Below are 16955 nucleotides of genomic sequence, written 5' to 3'. Positions count from 1 at the left end.
AGTGATCCTATACTGGGGGCTGATGCCCCATGCGCGTGGGTTTTAGGGCTGTCGCCCTAAAACCCATGCTTGTGCTGGCGAAAACAACCAGCTTCGCTGGCTGTTTTCGCCAGCACAAGTGAGAGCTCTCCGGGGCCGCAGGAAGGCGTAGCTTGATCGCGATAACAGGTTATAGCATAACAATGATCAATTGATCACGCAACCTGATATGCTATACTCATGCTATGACCTGCGCATACGATGGAGGGTGTGTCCGCGATGGCCGTACTGCGCCTCCTCGCTCGGATCTGGCTCGTTTTACTTGGTACCACCACACTCGTGCTGGTGCTTGCTGTTCTAGCCCGCTGGTTCATCCCGTTGACGCCATGGGCCTCAGTACCCACGTTGCTTGCGATCAACCCGCCTGATGGTGCGGTTGATGTGCGCCCGCGGGATGCTCTTGCGCTGCAGTTTGGCGTGCCAATGAATCGGGCAAGTGTCGAACAGGCCCTTTCGATTGAGCCACCAGTCCTGGGGGATCTGCTCTGGTCACCTGATGCCCAGGCGCTGACCTTGCGCCCTATCGAGCGCCTGACGTCGGCCATGACCTATACGGTGCGCCTTGACCAGGTGGCCCTGAGCCGCTGGTGGCGACCACTCGAAGACCCCGTCGAGGTGATCTTCCGTACCGCAGTTGAGCCTGCCGTCCTCGCGGCTCTGCCCAAAGGGAACGGCATTGCGCTCGATACGGCGGTGGCCCTGGTCTTTAGTCAACCAATGGTCGCGCCTGATCAGGTGCAACAACCCTTCACGCCAACCTTTCTGCAGCTTGAGCCTTCAGCTGAAGTTGCGGGTCAGTGGCTTGATCAATTTACCCTGTTGATCCGGCCCCTGCGTCCGCTACTTCCCGCAACCGATTATACCGTGACAGTGGCGGCCACGCTGACCGACCTGCGTGGCATTGAACTGGGCACGCCAGTGAACTGGGCGTTTGCCACACGCTGGCCCGTATGGCACACGCGAACGCCCGAACCCGGGGCCTCTGCGGTTACGCCTCGTACCCCGCTGAGCTTCGTGCTCGATGTTCCGGTTCCACCGGAACGATTACGACAGGCGCTCGTGATGAGTCCGACGATCGAAGGTGAGTTAGCCACGGCGCAAGTTGGTGCGACCCAGGTGGTTACGTTTACCCCTACGTCAGGCTGGGCCTACGGAACGACGTATGCGGTGCAACTGGGCGATTCGCCGTCAGATCAGCGCGGCTTCGCCGAGATCTGGCGTTTTCAGGTTGAACCACAACCCCGCTTGATTGCTTTCTTTCCCGGCCAGGGCCAGATCTTGCCACCGGAAGAGGCCATTCGCTTGATCTTTAGTACGCCGATGGACGCCACGACTCTCGAGGCGAGTGTGCGTTTTGAGCCACCAGTCGCCGATCTCGCGCTGACAACCAGTTCGAGCGAGGTGTTGCTGCGACCCGAGCTTGAGCCGTCAACCCTTTATACGTTGACTGTTGCCGCTGACGCACGCGATCGCAATGGTGAACCCCTCGGAACTGACGCAGTTGTGTCGCTCCGTACGGCCCCGGCCCCACCGTCACTCACGGTACCTGACGCCTTTGCTGATCTGGTGAACCTCGAACCTTCCACCCCGGCAACGCTCGATCTCGCGATGCGCAACCTCTCGGGCGTGAATGTCAGCCTCTATCCGCTCGATCAGCCTGCCCTCTTGCGCTTTATGGCGTTACGCCCGGAAGAACGCGCAGGGTTTGTCCCCGAGCGCTACGGACAGGCACCATCACGCATCTGGCGTGCGCCAGGCACAACGGGGTCCGATCAACTTGTGCGCCAGAGTCTGCCGATCGGGCTGGTTGATGGCGACCCGCTTGATCCCGGGGCTTACTATGTGCGGTTGGTTACCCCTGAAGGGCCGCGGGCCGACCTGGTTGTGCTCGTGAATACGACCCGCCTCTTGGTGCAGCACTACCCCGGTCAGGTCTTGATCTGGGCGAGTGATCGTGTCGGTATGCCGCGTGGCGATCTGCCGGTGGCCCTGTTTCGCAACGAACGCCTGATCGCCCGCGGGCGCACGGATGCCAATGGAACCTGGATCGCCTCGGGGCTCACAGAAAACACGGGGAGCCTGCTGGCACTGACAGAGGATGGCGAACCGGCGGTTGTGCAGAGTGATTGGCGCCTGGTGACACCAGATGCGACCCGTCCCTCGTTCAGTGCGCTGCTCTTTCCCGATCAGCCGATCTATCATCCTGGTGAGACGATCACGGTGACCGGCTTTGCCGGCCAACAATCAGGCAACCTGCTTGCCAGCCCACCAACATGCCGCCTGCAGCTACGCCAGCCAATTGGCAACCCGGTCGGCCTCGCAACAACCTGCCAATTCGAGCCAAACACCGGTCTTGTGAGTGGGACACTGGTTTTGGCGAGCCGTACGGCACCCGGGCCGTACCGACTCGCTGCAACACTCGGGGATGCGCAGATCCTGATGCCCGTGCGCATTGTGTCACCTGTAGCACCCTCGTTTGAGCTCAAGGCTACGCCACTGAATGAGCGTGAACTCGAAGTGACGGTGCAACGAAACGGCCTGCCCCCTCTTGAGACCAGGCTTACCTGGAGTCTTACGCTCGAAGCTGTGGCCCCACCCGCACCACCTGATGGCTTCGTGGCCAACACACCAGCGTTGCCGCCCCCTCTAACCCTTACCGGGGCGGGCCAGACCGATGCCCAGGGGCGTCTGAAGTTGAGTCTGCCAACATCTGGCGAAGGGTTGCACGCAATGACCTATGTGCTGCTCGTTACCATAGATGGTCAGCCTGAGCCTGTCATGGTCGAAGGTGTGCTTACGCCAGGCCGCAACAATCTTGCGCTGCGCCTACCGCGCCGCCTTGTGGCAACCGACCAGCGCAGCCAGGTCGAAGTCCTGGTACGCGATGGGCGTGGTCAGGCTGTCGCGAATGTCCCGGTGCAACTCGAAGTCTTGCGGGCAGGCAACGCAACTGCCCCGATCTTGACCCGCCAGATGGTGAGCGACGCTGCTGGCCTCGCCAGCACCGAACTGGTGCAACTGAATCCTGGTGAATACAATGTGCTCGTGCGGAGCGGCACCGTCACCCACCAGCAACCACTCTGGGTCTATGGACAACGCTTCATCGGGTGGAGTACAAATGAGCGCAGGTTCGCGCTGGTGACGGATCGTGAGCGGTATCAGCCCGGCGATCTTGCCCGGCTGTTGATCGCTGCTCCGGTCAGTCAAGGCAACATCCTGTTGACTATCGCGGGCGATGGGTTGCAGCAGGTCGAAGTACTGACAGCGCAACCCGGACAGGTCTTTAATCTCCCGATCACGGCAGCGATGGCCCCGGGCATCGTCATCGGGGCAGTGATTGACACAGGCAGCACCTATCTTGCCGGAACAACACGTCTGTTGGTGGATGGGGAAGAAGCCGCACGGGATGTACGCATTGCCTCCAGTCTCACCGAGGTGCGCCCCGGGGCGTCAGTTGCGCTCACGCTTACGACTATCGCAGGCCAGGGCCAGGCTGCCTCCGGCCTCCTGGTAACGCTCGGGGCAGCCGAGCAACTGCCCAACGAGGCTGACCTGCGCGTCTTTGCGCCCGAACCGTCGCTGGCTCCAGTGATCGCTGCGGTTCCCCCACAGGGCGAAACCGTGGCCCCGGCACGCCTCAATGCGCCCCAACCACAATTGATGCCGCCGGGCTACCAACTTGGCCCCGCCTTACGCCCAGAGGGAGAGGCGGTATTAGCGGGGGCAGTTGATGCGCCGACCACCGCCGGGACGTGGCGGCTCACTGCGTATGCCTTCGGGTCAAACGCACGTCCTGTTGCCGACGCGACAACGCTTACCACGACTCTGCCGATTGCAACCCGGCTGATCGCACCAGTCATCCTGGGGCCAACCGATGAAGCTCAGATCGATCTTGCGCTTACCAATACGAGCCCCTTCAGCCGCACGCTCACCCTGCGAGTCGCCACCAGCGCTCTCGAACTGGCCCCGGCCAGTGCAGGTGGACTGACGATCAGCCTGGCCCCCGGCGAAGCGACCGCGCTGGCGTGGCAGGCAAGCCTGGAAGATCAGGCGCACGAGGGGAGCGTCGGCTTCCAGATCACCAGTGACGACCTGCGCGAACGACTTGAACATACGCTCACCCAGGCCACGTTGCTCCCCGATCTCCCCCAGCAGAACATCACGCTGGCAAGGAGGGGAGCCCTGACGACACGGGTTGACCTTGGCGAGAGCGAGCGGCTTGTGCTAGCCTTTGCGCCTGGTCTACGGGCCGCGCTTGCCACCCAGGCCGAAGCGCTCGTCCAGATCAGCGACCGTTCCAACGAAGAAGTGGCCGCGCTTGCCCTGATTGCCGCAGGGCTGGCCAGTAGCAATGATGAGGCCGAAACGCGCCTGTGGGCCGACGTGGCGCGTACTGCGCTGGCCGAGCTCGAGGGGGCGCAAGCGAGTGATGGGGGCTGGGGATGGTGGCCCGGGACAGCCTCGGATCCCTTTGTGACGGCTTTTGCCCTCGAAGCGCAACTCGCCGTGCGCACGTTGCTCAACGATACGCGCCCACCCGACCTGCGGGCAATCAGCTACCTGGGACGGGTCAGCTCAACCGTGGATATCGACACCCGGGCGTATCTCACCTATGTGCTGCATCGGGCTGGACGAAGCGATCCAGAGATCGGAGCATTGCGCAACGAAGCGCTCGAGGCCGATGGGTTGGCGTTTCTGGCGCTGACCTTGCCAGTCAATCAGGCCGCCCCGCTGATCGACCGGCTCGGCAGCCTGGCAGTGCGTGAACCAGCGCGCCCCGGTGCCATCGCAGCGATTCACTGGAACAGCGAACAGCCCAGTGCGCTTCCACGTAGCCCCAGCGCCATCACTGGTGCTGTCACCCAGGCCTTGCGCAATCGGCGGCCTGGATCGGCCGATCTGCCAGGGGCCAGCCAAGCCCTCCTGGAAGCCTGGACCTCCAGGGGATGGCCGAGTGCGTATGATGCGGCACGGGTGGCCGTTGCCTTGCTTCCAGGGTCACCGGCGACCGAGGCAACCTCGGTGCGCCTCACCCTTGATGGCGTACCAGTGCTTGACACCGCTGCAACCGTAACACGAACGGTACGTACTGCGCTTGACAGAACTGGGCTAGCCTCACAGCCTGAACTACGCATAACAACATCGCGTGACGAGCCATACCTCTTGGCGTATCAACTGCTTCCAGTCGTGCAGACCGACAAGGCTCGCCTGTTTGTCCTCGAGCAAACGTTGCTTGACCCGACCAATGGCGCACCACTCGATTCCGCCAACCTTCAGGTAGGCCAATTGATCAGCATCAGACTAACGACCGTCATTATCCAACCGACCTTGCGGGCCGACCTGCGCGTCAAATTTCCTGCCGGCATCGAGCCGCTCGGCCTATCAGCGCAAGCACCGTGGATCCACGCCGCAGCAACGAGCCGCGACGGACAGATCATTCGGCTCGGCGGCACCAACCTTGTACCGGGGGTCTACACCCACACGCTCACGGGGCGAGCCCGTCTTGCCGGGCGTTACAGCGGCCCCGAAGCGCAACTTGAAGTCCTCTACGAACCTGAAGCAGGGGTGAAAGTAACGACTGACGAAGTACTTACGCTTGCCCCGTGAAACTATGGACTCGCTACGCAGTTCCTCGGAACGCGGGTAGTGAACATCCTGGAGAGAAGAAACCATGCGACAACACCTGTGGCGGTGGAGCCTGATAATCTTCATTGCAGCGCTGCTGATCGGGAGCATAATCCCGGTGACAAGCCATGCGCAGCGAACCTCAGTTCCAGTACATGGCCCCACGGGGCCAGCGGTCTTCGGACTCAATACCCATCTGGCCACCCGTTATCCCGACGCAACCACGATGGACATTCCAGCGGCGCTGGTGAGCGAACTAGGCGTCACGTGGGTGCGCGAAGATTTTCACTGGCACCGTGTCCAACCACAGCCCGACGTCTGGGACTGGACTTTTACCGACGCGGCGATGCGGGCACTGTTGAGTCGCAACATCAACGTCCTTGGCGTCCTGGGTCCTTCGGTCGGCTGGGCAACCCCGTACCCAGGCGACCCGAGCAACGATGTCTCATACTACGCCCCTGATCCCGACGCCTTCGCTGCGTACGCCCAGCGTGTCGTTACGCGTTACCGTCGTTATGTCAATCATTGGGAAATCTGGAACGAGCCGGATCACCCGATCTTCTGGCGGCCCACACCTGATGCTGCGGCCTACACGCGGCTTTTGATCAAAACAGCCACTGCCATTCGCGCCGCTGATCCGAGTGCAACGATTCTGATTGGCGGGATCAACCCCTACGACACGACGTTCTTGCGCGAAGTAGCGGCGCAGGGTGGCTGGAACAGCTTTGATGTCCTGGCAATCCACCCGTACGTCGATCCGTACGGGCCCGAGGATGGCAACCTGGCGGCAGCGCTCACGGATGTCCGCGCCGTTGCCACCCAGCACGGACAGAAGCCCATCTGGGTCACCGAGGTAGGCTGGGCGAGTGGGCCAGGCGACCGCGACGCGATGGGGCGCACCAACGAGCAGATGCAGGCCGATTACCTTGTCCGGGCCAACCTGATGCTCTGGGAAGCGGGGGTCGAGAAGATCTTCTGGTACAGCTTCAAGGATGACGCGCACAACCCCTATGGCCTGATCAGATATGGCAGTGGGCGCACCGACTACCGATCACGGAAACCGGCCTTTGACGCTTTGCGCACCCTCAACCAGCAACTAGCCGGGGCAACGTATGTGAGCAGGCGTGATCTTTTTCAGATGAACGTGGTTGATACCTTTGAAGCGTTCGCCACCTGGCAGCGGGTCAGCGAACCCAACGGCACGCTGCGCCCAAGCAGCCGTGCGCGGAGTGGGCGGGGCGGGGCAGAACTGAGCTATAATTTTGCGACGACGGGCAATGATTACGTCGCTTTCGAACGGCAACCAGCGTTGCCGCTTCTCGGCGAACCCTATGCCGTCGGCGTATGGGTCTATGGAGATGGCAGCCCGCACAATCTGAAGGTCTTGATCCGCGATGCCGAAGGCGAAGTCTTGCAATTCGTGCTTGGCCCGGCGGGGGCACCAGGCTGGCACTTTCTGCGTGTCCCGATCCTGGGCGAAGTCGAACCAGGCAACGTCATCGTCCCAGGCGGGAATCGACGGGTCGATTTTCCAGCCTCACTCGTCACACTTGTCTTTGACGACATTGTGGACAACTTTGTTGGCAGCGGAACCATCTGGCTCGATGATCTCACAGTCATCACCGGCTACGAGGTGTATGATCTACGCCTCCAACGGGGCAACGAAGCCCTCGACATTCTCTGGTCGCCGCCGGGGGCGTGGGTCAACCTGGCAACGCGGGCGAACAGCGGGCGCATCATTGATCGCTCGGGTAACCTGCGCACCATCGAAGCTCAGGGCGGGCAGATGCGGATCGACGTGGGGAGTGCGCCGGTGTACCTGTGGCATCAGCGCTAGTGATTGAGCATTCCAGGCGCAAGCAGGGGGATCAGGAACGACATCATGCAAAATAATCTCGACGATAGCAAGGAGTTGCTTGAGCCTTCACCCGGTACGAACATGAATATCACCGAGGACAAACGGTTAGCAGCAGAACCGTGGGCAAGCTATGAACGCTTCCGCTCATTCATCGAGCATGCCAACGACATTATCTACGCGGTCTCCTCGGCGGGACTATTCACGTATGTTTCCCCAAACTGGCGCGAATTTATGGGCGAGCCGGCGGAAGAAGCGCTTGGCCGTTCCTTCGAACCGTACGTCCATCCTGAAGATGTGCACCTCTGCCGCGAGTTTCTGGAGAAAACGCTTACAACTGGCGCGAAGCAAAGCGGCGTGCAATACCGAGTTCAGCATCGGGACGGTACCTGGCGCTGGCATGTTTCCAATGGCTCCGCACTGCGCGATGCCAACGGCGCAATCACAGGGTATCTTGGCATCGCCCGCGATGTGACCGATGTGAAGCGATCCGAAGAAGCCCTGCAGGAGGCCTTTAGTCGTCTGGAGTTATTGGCAAAGCATGTCCCCGGCGTCCTCTATCAGTACTGCCGCCGACCCGACGGAAGCGCCTATTTCCCCTACGCCACTGCGGGCATCCGCGATATCTATGGTGTTACCCCCGAGCAGGTTGCCCACGACGCCACGCCTGTGCTCGGCGTGATCCATCCTGAAGATCGGGAGCGCGTTGCCGCGAGTGTTGAAACGTCGGCCCGGACGCTCAACGATTGGCATGCCGAGTATCGTGTCAACCACCCGGACGGGCGAACCATCTGGGTCGAGGGTATGGCTACACCCATGACTCTGCCCGACGGAAGCGTCCTCTGGCACGGCTATATTCGGGACATCACCGAGCGGGTGCTGGTGGAAAAAAACATCCGGGAGCGCGAAGCGTTGCTGAGCGGCATCCTTGCCAATCTCCAGGATGCCTACTTCCGAGCCGACACGTCCGGACAATTCACCTTCGTGAATCCTGCCGCCCCATCCATGTATGGCTACAGCTCGGCTGCGCACATGATCGGCATAGATGCCCAGGAACTGTATGCGGATGGAGCACAACGCGAAACGCTGCTCAACGAGTTGCAGAAGCACGACTCCGTTACCGACTGGGTGGTTCAGGCGCGCCGCTCAGACGGGTCGACCTTCTGGGCTTCGATGAACGCAAGACTTTTGCGCGACGAGAATGGTCACATCATCGGCACAGAAGGCGTGGTGCGTGACATCACCGCAAGGAAGGTGGCTGAAGACGAACTGCACGAGCGGCTACGCATCGAGACCCTGGTAGCCGACCTCGCTGCTCGCTTTGTCAGCGTCGATGCCGAGCACTGCGCCAGGGAGATCGAGCATGCGCTGCAACGCATCTGTGAGTGCGTCGACCTGGATATGGGGGCCATCTGGCAACTCACCGAACGCAGCAATCCGGAGACCATGGTGCTGAAGTACATGTATCACCGGGACAACGGGCCGCCATTGCCTGATGTGATCAAGGCCCAGGAGTACTTCCCGTGGGTGCTTGAGCAGCTACGCAAGACGGGCGCAACCGTGGCAATCACCGATGTTGCGGCGTTACCAACGGAAGCGGCCCGCGACAAGGAGGTGTACACTCACCTCAGCGTGACAAACAACATCAACGTGCCACTGAAAGACCCCGATGGCACCCTGATCGGCATACTCGCTTTTAGCACCAATACGGAACGAACGATGTCCGAGGTGGCGATCAACCGGCTCGAGATGTTCGCCAACATCATGTTCGCGCTGCTCGAACGCACCTATGCAGAAGCTGCGCTGAAAGAGAGTGAGGCACGTTATGAAGTTGTGGCGGCGCGGAGCGGCACCTACACCTGGGAAGTCAACGTGCACGGCCTGTACACGTTTGTCAGCCCTCTGGTTGAACGTGTCCTCGGCTACCACCCCGACCAACTCGTCGGCAAGAAACACTTCTACGATCTCGCGCCGCCTGAAGAGAGGGATTCGCTGAAAGAAGATTTTCTGCGCATTATGCTGGTCGGCGACGACCTTTTGGATTATGAGAATCGCATCCTGACCAGCGATGGCCGCGTCATCTGGGTCATAACTGCCGGTGTGCCCAGGCACGATGAGCATGGCAACGTCATCGGCTATCGGGGGTGGGACAGCGATGTGACCGAACGGAAGCAGTCCGAGCTTGCGCTCCGCACGCTGACCGATCGCTACCGTGAAGCGCAGCACATGGGTCGCATGGGTCACTGGACATTCGATCCCGCGGCGATGGAATTCCGCGGCTCCGAGCAGGTCAATCGCATATACGGGTTCCCTCCAGATGCCGTGATGGCGTACGACGCCATCTACGCGCTGCTCGCGCAAGCATATGCCGAGCGCGTCACAACACGTCTGTTTGCGCTCGTCGCAGACGGGGTGCCTTTCGAAGAGGAGTTCGCAATCCACCCCAGAGGCACGAACGAGACTCGGGTGATCTGGGCGATCGGTGAGCGGGTTTTCGATGATTATGGCCAACCACAGATTCACGGCATTCTGCAAGACATCACCGAGCGCAAAGCGGCGGAGGAACAGATCCGCCTGCAATTGCGACGCCTGAACGGACTGCGTAAGATCGATACCGCGATTAGCTCGAGCTTTGACCTGTGCATCAGTCTTGAGGTTGTGCTCGAACAGGTTCTTTTGCAGTTGAAGGTGGATGCCGGCATGATCCTTTTGTACGCCCCCAACACCCAGGTGCTCGAACATACCGTCAATCGCGGGTTTCGCTCGCCTAACGTCGGCATGAGGAATCTGACACTGGGTGAAGGCTATGCCGGTCGCGTTGTGCTCGAACGCACAATGATCCATCTCACGGGCTTGATGAAGGAAGATTGTCACGATTCCAAAGCTCGGTGGCTTGCTAACGAGGAGTTTGTTGACTACTACGGTGTTCCCCTCATCGCCAAAGGCGAGATCAAAGGCGTGCTCGAGGTCTATCACCGCACGCCGCTGTGTCCCGAGCAGGGCTGGCTAGAATTTCTCGAAACGCTGGCAGGCCAGGCTGCCATTGCCATTGACAATGCACAATTGTTCCAGAACCTCCAGCGTTCCAATGCCGAGCTTGAACAGCGCGTGGCTGAACGCACCGCCGAGTTGCACCGCACAAACGCCGAGCTTAAGCATGCCAACCAGGCCAAGGACGCCTTCCTGGCAAACATGAGCCATGAACTGCGGACCCCGCTCAACAGCATCATGGGCATGGCAGAGGTTCTCCACGAAGGACTGCGCGGCCCGCTTAATGAAAGACAACTGCTGTATGTTAAAAATATTCAAGTCAGTGGACAACACCTGCTCAGCTTGATTAACGACATCCTCGATCTCGCGAAGATCGATGCGGGCAAGATCAATCTCAACCTCGAAACGGTACTCGCGAACGATATGTGCCAGGCCAGCCTGATCTTCATCAAAGAAATGGCGCTCAAGAAAGCCATCGAGGTCAGCTACCGCGCCGCATCGAACCCGCTCATCATCACCGCCGACGCTCGCCGGCTAAAGCAAATCCTGGTCAATCTGCTGAGCAATGCCGTCAAATTTACGCCAGCCAACGGCAAGGTGACCCTTGAAATTCACGGGGATGCCGAGCAGGAATTGGTACGCTTTGTCATTCGTGATACCGGTATCGGTATTGCCCTCGATGAACTACCAAAACTCTTCAATCCCTTTACCCAGGTCGATAGTAGTCTCACCAGAGCACAGGAGGGTACCGGGCTTGGTCTGGCCCTGGTGCGCCGCCTGGTCGAGTTGCACGGCGGGAGTATCGCAGTCGAAAGTGCCGTTGGACAGGGGAGTTGTTTCACCGTCAGTTTGCCCTGGGTGAGCGAGGAGAATGCATCCTCGCTTGCCCACCCGCCCATCGACGGCTTAAAGATCGCCCCCATTGCATCCAGGCACCAGGGCACGATCTTACTGGTCGAGGATCATGCGATGACGGTTATGACGATCAAGGATTTTCTCGCAAGCTATGGCTACAACGTGGTTAGCGCCGAAAACGGCCTGGAAGCCATCCAAATGGCAGAGGCGATCACGCCAGACCTGATCTTGATGGATATCCAGATGCCAGTGATGGATGGTTTGGAAGCGACCCGACGTTTACGCACCAATGTACGCTTTGCAAACACACCAATTATCGCGCTGACCGCGTTGACTATGCCCGGCGACCGGGAACGCTGTCTGCAGGCGGGCGCAAATGCCTACCTGAGCAAACCAGTAAACCTAAAGACGTTGATAAAAATGATCGACTCGATCACTGGCGATGCGCACCCTCAAGCACCGCAGCAACCATAATCACGCACGGGCTGTCTGCCGGAGGAACGGCAGCACCGCCGAAGCCAGATCGTCGGCATCTCATCCACCAACAAATCCATGATCAATCAACAGATCACCCTGCCCCATCGCCAGCGAGGCGAGTTCGTGGCAGCGTTCGTTCTCAGGGATGCCAGCATGACCACGCACTTTCACAAATGTGACCTCGTGATAATCACAGAGATCCAGCATCGCTTGCCAGAGATCAGCATTGCGCGCCGGCACAAGCTCGCCCTCTACCTTGCGTTGCCATCCGTTGGCACGCCATCGCTTGGCCCAGCCTTTCGTCATGGTGTTGATCACATAGGCTGAGTCGCTAAACAGGACGACGTGTGATGGTTTTTGGAGTGCCTTCAGGCCAGCAATGCACGCCATGATCTCCATGCGATTATTTGTCGTAAACGCATACCCCGCCGAAAATTCCTTGCGGTGATCTTTGTACAACAGAACCACCCCGTAACTCCCTTTGCCAGGATTGCCCTGGCACCCGCCATCGGTGTAAAGCACCACCTTGCCCTGCGCCAACGCCTCTTCATGGAGGCTCGGGTTGAAACTGGAGGCACGGGTCGGCTCAGACGGGGGAGCTTCCTCCCCGACCGCCTCAGAGGCACGCCCCGGCTCCCCAGGGTGAGCCAGGGCGGCTTTCTTCCCTCCCAAATTGGTCGACGCTGCGCTATGGCGAACACGGTCGGCACGCTGCTCGTACCAGCGCTTGGCTTCAGCATGGGTGGCAAACCCTTTGAAGATTGCGCCAGGAAAGCCTTTGACCTGCGCCTCAGCCCCATTCGCCCCAGCCCAGGCCGTATAGATGCCCGGCGTATGCCCAGCGACCACCGCGTAGAAATGCTTTTTGCTCATAAAGGCTGTGATGCAAACAAATTGAGGCCAAGCTGCGCCGAAAGAAAGTGCGCCACCAACTGGCCTTTGACACTGTTGCCTGCCGCATCAAGCGGCGGCGCAAAGGTACCCAGCCCACCTTTGCCCGGTGCGATCGTCAGAATGCCACCCCCAACGCCACTCTTGCCAGGCAAGCCCGTCGCATACAACCACTCCCCCGAGGTCTCGTACATCCCGGACGTTGCCATCACCGCCAGTACATACCGACATACCCCTGCGTCCATCACCCGCACCCCGGTGACCGGATTGACCCCGCCATCAGCGAGCGTCGCCCCCATGATCGCCAGATCTTTCGTGGTGACATTGAGTGACGACTGGCGCGTATAAAGATCGAGCGTCGCAGGCGCATCAAAATAGAGCCGGTCGTAGCCCCAGAGAAACGCGGCCAGCCCACGGTTGCGGTGATTGCTTGCCGACGCCGATGCATAAACCTCTTCGTTCACCGTCAAGGAACGCCCGGCAAACGCCGACAGCCCCTCCTGGATATGTTGCCATTTGAGTTCCGCCGTCGCCCCGGGGATCAGGCTGGTTGTCGCTAACGCACCTGTGTTGACCATCGGATTCGTCAGGCGCTGCGCATGGAGTTCAACCGCCATGATCGAATTGAAAGGCAGACCCGTTGCATTGACGCCGATCTTCTCGCGCACCACCTCGGGGCCAAGCGCCTGGCAAACCAGCGCCAACACAAACGGCTTGGCCACACTCATAATCGTAAATTCGACCTCGGCATCGCCAACGGCATAGATCTTGCCATTGACCCCGACAACACAGATCCCAAAGAGATCACGGGGCACCCGGGCAAGAGCCGGATAATGCTGTGCATTCTCGCCTTCGTCACGCAAGCGAAACCGTGCATACGCCTCATCAACAAGCGCCTGAACCTGTGCATCAGCAGGCAATTGACCAGTCGAAATAAACATGAACGTCCCATAGTTCTTTTGATAGAAACGCAGCCTACGCTCTTGAGGTATGATAGCATAGCCCTTGACATTGATGTACCCTGAATCAGAACAGTGTATGCTACCTGCATCAGCACGTAAGCTGCGCAGAAAGATTGCCAGCAACCAATGGCCTGGAAACCTGCCTATGTCAAAGGTTTTATGTCAATTAAGACAACCAAAGGAGCACCAGATCATGACCGAGTCAACAGCGTTTGCCTATCTACAGGATCACAAGTATATCAACCTGACCACCTACCGCAAGAGTGGCGAAGGTGTACCTACCCCGGTCTGGTTCGCCCTGCAAGGTGAGCGGATGTACATTGTGACGGAGGACAACTCGGGGAAAGTCAAACGTATCCGCAACAACGGCAAAGTTGGCCTAGCACCAAGCGATGCCCGCGGCAAGGTGCTGGGCGAAGCAGCATCAGGGATGGCCCGCGTACTCTCCTTCGAAGAGGGCACTGTCGGTCATCAAGTCCTCCAGCAAAAGTACGGCCTGATGTACCGCGCCTTTGGCTTCTTCTGGAATATTCGCCGCATCACCCCGGTGATCCTCGAGGTCGTACCCGCTTAATCCGCTGCGCGAGAAGCACACCAACCGCTCTAATGCGTGCTCCGCACGCATTAGAGCGAAAGCACTCCCTGCCTCACTGCAATCGCTACCGCTTCGGTGCGATTCGCGGCGTTGAGTTTGCCAAGAATATTCTGTACATGCACTTTGACGGTGCGCGGCGAAATGTTGAGTGCGACGGCAATGGCATCGTTGCTCTGCCCCCGCCCGATCAAGGTCAGCACATCGAGTTCACGGGCCGTCAGGGGCTCGGGGCCACCCCCACCAACGCCCGCGACGAGTCGGGCCGCAACCGCAGGCGATAACTGCGTCTGTCCAGCATAGATGGCCTGAATTGCCGCGATCAATTCGTCCGCCGAGGCATCTTTGAGCAGGTAGCCTTTCGCCCCGGCGCGCAGCGCCGCAAAAATAAATTCGTCGGTTGCATACGTCGTCAACACCAGCACCCGCGCCTGCGGATCGAGCGCACGAATACGCCGCGTCGCCTCGGCCCCATCCATCCCCGGCATCTGCAGATCCATCAAGACCACATCAGGACGCAAGGCCTCGTACTGCGCAACCGCAGCTTCACCATGCGCCGCCTCGCCCACCAAGAACACCACCGTCTCATCCTCCAACAGGGCGCGCAAGCCTTCACGGACAATGCGCTGGTCTTCCACGATCAAGATACGAATCGGTGTCGCCGTGCTCATCGTTCTTCATCTCGTTTCTGATCTACCGGAAGGATCAGGCTCAACGTCGTGCCGCCTCCTACACGACTCGCAAGCTGGAGATCGCCGCCCGCAAGCCGCGCTCGCTCACGCAAGCTGATCAACCCGAAGCCGCCCCTATGCGTGCTCGCAACTGGCAGCGCCGCATCAAACCCAACTCCATCATCACGTACCCAGACCCGATAAACCGCCTCGTCAGACTCGAGGCCCACTTCAACATGCCTGGCGTATGCATGTTTCTCAATATTCACCAGAGCCTCTTGCACAATGCGGGCCACCTGCTCAGCCTGCTCAGGTGGCAACGCAAGCCCTGGGCCAGCATAGATCCACGTCGTCGCAATGCCAGTCCGGTCTTGAAACTGGCGTGCCTGTTGTTGCAAAACAAAATCAATCTGCTTGTCAGAAAGCGAAGTCTCAGCGAGCGTCCAGACACTACGACGCACATCGCCAAGCGTCGTGCGGGCCAGTTCGTGGGCACGCGCCAGACGAACACGAGCCCGTTCGGGGTCGCGGTCAAAAGCCCGTTGCGCCGCTTCAAGCTGCATCGTGATCGCAGTCAACCCCTGGGCAATCGTATCATGCAACTCACGGGCGATCCGGTTACGCTCAGCAAGCGTCGCCGCAGCACCCGCCTCACGCGCCAGACGCGCATTCTCGTGTGCCAGTGCCGTTGCCTGTTGCCGTTGTTGCGCCTGAGTCAACGCAATTTGCACGACCGCATACATAAAAAGAAAGATCGATACGTAGATCGCCACCGCTGTAAAAAGCACCTCGGGAACCCTGACCCCACCCAACCAGAGCCCACCCAAGATGAGCATCAGGTAACTCACACCCACCCAACTTGCCTGACGGGGGGCAAGGCTAAGCACCGCAATCACAAACGGCACCGTCAGCGCAAGCGGCTGCGTACGTGTTTCGCCGCTGATCACCAGCAACGCCGCTCCAAACAGGCCACTGAGCGTAAGAAAGAGACCGATCCGTGCGTTCGCCCAAATCATGATCCGCGACGAAACCAGATAGCCTATCACAAGGCCAAGAAAGCCGATAGCCAGCACCAGGTACGTCAGCACTCGCAGCAGCGACCATCCCTCGATCACCCCAGTCGCCAACGGCAAACCAACGCTCACCAGCGCAGCCAGCACCCCCGACACATTCAGCACACTCCCGTGGGGGATAGCATCGTGATGATCATGAAAGGGATCATCAGGCCGCGTCTTCTCTGCAACCATAGACAACCTAAACTCTCCTGTGCGCCCGATCGGGTTTGTTTGATCCATCTCCACACAGCTTTGCGCCTTTGCGCCTTTGCGTCAAAAAACCGCCTTCTTTGCAAGGTATTGCCCTTCAACCTCCAGCGCGGGAGAGTTGGGGAAGTGGGCCTCATCCCCATTATAACAATGCCCCCCCATCGGTCTCAACAACCGTATGCGCATCTTGCCCCATCCGTGCCCGCGCACTCTGCTTACCACGCACCACCGGCATCAAGCGACCAGCTTTGCCCAAGCCAAGCGCGGGAACCCCGGCATAAAGCGTCTCATAATTGCCAGGTGTCACCCGATAAGTCTCGTGCCAGATCCCCACAGCCCCTCCACTCTTACGCACACGCTGATGAAAAGCCTGCCACGCCGGCAGATGCGCATGATCACGACTACGCGCATACGCCTCGAGATGCTCAAACGAACGCCAATACTGTACCATCACTGGCAACATTCCCATCGAACCAAGAAAACCCAACTCAGGTTGCGCCTCCAACTCGCGCAACATCCGCGGCATCGCCAAAAATGCCGGTAACCAGGCTGGCACATTCCACCACTGATTGATCCGCATCCCAATCAGAAACACCACAAACTCACCCTCAACTTCCGCCGTCATCGGTTGTGCCGATATATTAGCCATTGTGCATCCCTCCTCTATCTCAGCCCCCCCGTACGGGCACGGCGCCGCCGTGCCCCCACCCCGCCCTGCCCCCCCCCCGCCCT

9 protein-coding genes are annotated in these 16955 nt (G+C 59.7%); 4 read left to right on the top strand and 5 right to left on the bottom strand.

Translation table 11 applies throughout. The features are described 5' to 3' along the window. The first annotated feature begins 258 nt into the window (after window positions 1-258). The 3 genes from EYB53_RS19435 (at window position 259) to EYB53_RS19425 (ending at window position 11839) form a co-directional block, all read left to right on the top strand. Complete coding sequence (locus EYB53_RS19435; RefSeq protein WP_205712690.1) at window positions 259-5646, top strand: Ig-like domain-containing alpha-2-macroglobulin family protein; 5388 nt, start codon at window positions 259-261, stop codon at window positions 5644-5646. 64 nt (window positions 5647-5710) lie between these two features. Then, complete coding sequence (locus tag EYB53_RS19430; RefSeq protein ID WP_135480091.1) at window positions 5711-7501, top strand: glycosyl hydrolase; 1791 nt, start codon at window positions 5711-5713, stop codon at window positions 7499-7501. Window positions 7502-7546: 45 nt separating this feature from the next. Then, a complete protein-coding gene (locus tag EYB53_RS19425; protein WP_135480089.1) occupies window positions 7547-11839 on the top strand; it encodes a PAS domain S-box protein in 4293 nt (1430 codons plus the stop codon). A 60-nt stretch (window positions 11840-11899) separates the two neighbouring features. On the opposite strand, the gene rnhA is transcribed toward EYB53_RS19425, so the two are convergent. Together rnhA and glsA are read right to left on the bottom strand one after the other, a co-directional pair. Next, the gene (gene rnhA, locus EYB53_RS19420) at window positions 11900-12715 is read right to left on the bottom strand and encodes a ribonuclease HI (protein WP_135480087.1); all 816 of its coding nucleotides are present in this window, start codon (window positions 12713-12715) and stop codon (window positions 11900-11902) included. Continuing rightward, window positions 12712-13674, bottom strand: coding sequence for a glutaminase A (glsA, locus tag EYB53_RS19415; RefSeq protein ID WP_135480085.1), 963 nt, complete (start codon window positions 13672-13674; stop codon window positions 12712-12714). The genes rnhA and glsA overlap by 4 nt, the downstream gene beginning before the upstream one ends. Before the next feature lie 214 nt (window positions 13675-13888). Between glsA and EYB53_RS19410 the strand changes: the two genes are divergently transcribed. After that, the gene (locus tag EYB53_RS19410) at window positions 13889-14269 is read left to right on the top strand and encodes a PPOX class F420-dependent oxidoreductase (RefSeq protein WP_135480082.1); all 381 of its coding nucleotides are present in this window, start codon (window positions 13889-13891) and stop codon (window positions 14267-14269) included. A 50-nt stretch (window positions 14270-14319) separates the two neighbouring features. Here the strand turns inward: EYB53_RS19410 and EYB53_RS19405 are convergent, their stop codons facing one another. The 3 genes from EYB53_RS19405 to EYB53_RS19395 form a co-directional block, all read right to left on the bottom strand. After that, window positions 14320-14958 (bottom strand): response regulator, encoded by a 639-nt coding sequence (locus tag EYB53_RS19405; RefSeq protein ID WP_135480080.1) that lies wholly within the window; start codon window positions 14956-14958, stop codon window positions 14320-14322. Continuing rightward, complete coding sequence (locus tag EYB53_RS19400; RefSeq protein ID WP_167857486.1) at window positions 14955-16205, bottom strand: sensor histidine kinase; 1251 nt, start codon at window positions 16203-16205, stop codon at window positions 14955-14957. Before EYB53_RS19400 ends, EYB53_RS19405 begins: the two co-directional genes overlap by 4 nt. 160 nt (window positions 16206-16365) lie before the next feature. Beyond that, window positions 16366-16872, bottom strand: a complete 507-nt coding sequence (locus EYB53_RS19395) for a DUF4188 domain-containing protein (RefSeq protein ID WP_135480075.1) — start codon at window positions 16870-16872, stop codon at window positions 16366-16368. Window positions 16873-16955: the final 83 nt, after the last annotated feature.

Origin of the sequence: Candidatus Chloroploca mongolica (genome assembly GCF_004762035.2) — a bacterium.
Classification (GTDB): Bacteria; Chloroflexota; Chloroflexia; order Chloroflexales; family Chloroflexaceae; genus Chloroploca; species Chloroploca mongolica.
Note: the sequence above shows the minus strand (reverse complement) of the source record. Positions and strands in the feature narration are given on the sequence as shown.

What these genes read in the sequence shown, in the direction of transcription:
- EYB53_RS19435 (WP_205712690.1), top strand. Translation starts at nt 259, where the DNA reads ATGGCCGTACTGCGCCTCCTCGCTCGGATCTGGCTCGTTTTACTTGGT.
- EYB53_RS19430 (WP_135480091.1), top strand. Translation starts at nt 5,711, where the DNA reads ATGCGACAACACCTGTGGCGGTGGAGCCTGATAATCTTCATTGCAGCG.
- EYB53_RS19425 (WP_135480089.1), top strand. Translation starts at nt 7,547, where the DNA reads ATGCAAAATAATCTCGACGATAGCAAGGAGTTGCTTGAGCCTTCACCC.
- rnhA (WP_135480087.1), bottom strand. Translation starts at nt 12,715, where the DNA reads ATGAGCAAAAAGCATTTCTACGCGGTGGTCGCTGGGCATACGCCGGGC.
- glsA (WP_135480085.1), bottom strand. Translation starts at nt 13,674, where the DNA reads ATGTTTATTTCGACTGGTCAATTGCCTGCTGATGCACAGGTTCAGGCG.
- EYB53_RS19410 (WP_135480082.1), top strand. Translation starts at nt 13,889, where the DNA reads ATGACCGAGTCAACAGCGTTTGCCTATCTACAGGATCACAAGTATATC.
- EYB53_RS19405 (WP_135480080.1), bottom strand. Translation starts at nt 14,958, where the DNA reads ATGAGCACGGCGACACCGATTCGTATCTTGATCGTGGAAGACCAGCGC.
- EYB53_RS19400 (WP_167857486.1), bottom strand. Translation starts at nt 16,205, where the DNA reads ATGGTTGCAGAGAAGACGCGGCCTGATGATCCCTTTCATGATCATCAC.
- EYB53_RS19395 (WP_135480075.1), bottom strand. Translation starts at nt 16,872, where the DNA reads ATGGCTAATATATCGGCACAACCGATGACGGCGGAAGTTGAGGGTGAG.